The organism is Pseudokineococcus marinus (genome assembly GCF_013004605.1).
Classification (GTDB): Bacteria; Actinomycetota; Actinomycetes; order Actinomycetales; family Quadrisphaeraceae; genus Pseudokineococcus; species Pseudokineococcus marinus.
On the sequence record NZ_JABEMA010000523.1, the window covers coordinates 1 to 1,369 of the forward strand.

Consider the following 1,369-nt stretch of genomic DNA (forward strand, 5'->3'; position numbering starts at 1 on the left):
GACGGCGTCCCGCGCGGCGCGCGGCCCGAGCGGGCCGCAGCCGGCGCGGCGGACCGGGGGGTGCTGGGCCACGACGCCAGGGACCAGCACGTCAGGGACCAGGACGACGCGGCCCTCCTGCGCGCCCACGTGCGGGGGGAGCCCGACGCCTTCGCCGAGCTGGTGCGCCGCCACGGGCCGCGGCTGTGGGCCGTGGCCCTCGGCGTGCTCGGGGACCGGGAGGAGGCGGCCGACGCCGTGCAGGACGCCTTCGTCTCGGCGCTGCGGGGCGCCGCCCGCTTCCGGGGCGAGGCGGCCGTCACCACGTGGCTGCACCGGATCGTCGTCAACGCCAGCCTCGACCGGCTGCGGCGGGCGCGGGTGCGGCGGACCGTGCCGCTGGACGCGCCGGCGCCCGGCGGCGACGACGCCCCCCGCGACGCCGTCGAGCGGCTGGCCGCCCGCGGCGACGCGGCGGCGGACGTGGACCTCGAGGTCGACGTCCGCGCCGCGCTCGACCGCCTGCCCGACCACCAGCGCACCGCCCTCGTCCTCGTGGACCTGCAGGACCTGCCCGTGGCGGAGGCCGCCGCCGTCCTCGGCGTCGCCGTGGGCACGGTGAAGTCGCGGTGCGCCCGCGGGCGGGCCGCCCTCGCCGCGCTCCTGCGCGAGCGCGGCCTCGACCCCCGCGCCCCCGAGCGCCCCGCAGGGCCGTCGGGGGCGGGTGCCGGGGTCCGCGGGGCCGGGAGCGGCGCCGGTGTCGGTGCCGGGGGGAACCGCACCGGCCGGCGCGACGTCCGAGAGGGCGGGGCGGCCTCCCGGCGGGAGGAGCCCGCAGGGACCGGGGTCCGCGACCGCCTGGCCCCCGACCCGGACCCGCACGACCCCGCCCCGCACCAGGTCCGCCCGCACGACCCCCGTCCGCACGACCCCCGTCCGCACGACCGAGACCCCCGCGACCCCGAGGAGGTGCCGTGAGCGACCGGCCCCTCCCCGCGGACCCGTCGGACGACGACGAGCGCCCCGACGGGCTCTTCCACGGCGTCCCGGGCGACGTCCCCGGTGCCCCGACGGGCGGCGACGAGCGTGCCGCTGACGTCCGCGGCTCCGGAGGACCGGCGCAGGAGCGGCCGCGCGAGAGCCCCGGCACCGCGCCGGAGGGCGCCCCGGCCGCCCACCCCACCGAGGAGGAGGTCGACGCGCTGCTCGACGCCGACCTCGTCGCGGTGCGGGAGCGCCGCGAGCGCCCGGACGGCGCGCCGCCGCCCGAGGCGCTCACGGCGGCGCACGTCCTGGGCTGCGCCCGCTGCCAGGGCGTCCTCGCCGACATGCGGGCCGTGCGGGGCCTCCTGCGCCGCCAGGGGGTGGGCGCACCTCCCCCGCCCGACGA

General features: G+C 82.3%; 1 protein-coding gene and 1 pseudogene. Both read left to right on the forward strand.

Going from position 1 to position 1,369, the window contains the following annotated elements:
• Positions 1–60: 60 nt before the first annotated feature.
• The gene (gene sigM, locus HLB09_RS17185) at positions 61–957 is read left to right on the forward strand and encodes an RNA polymerase sigma factor SigM (protein ID WP_409373021.1); all 897 of its coding nucleotides are present in this window, start codon (positions 61–63) and stop codon (positions 955–957) included.
• Positions 954–1,369 (forward strand): annotated as a pseudogene (locus HLB09_RS17190) (hypothetical protein); the annotation flags it as partial. The gene sigM and the pseudogene HLB09_RS17190, both read left to right, overlap by 4 nt.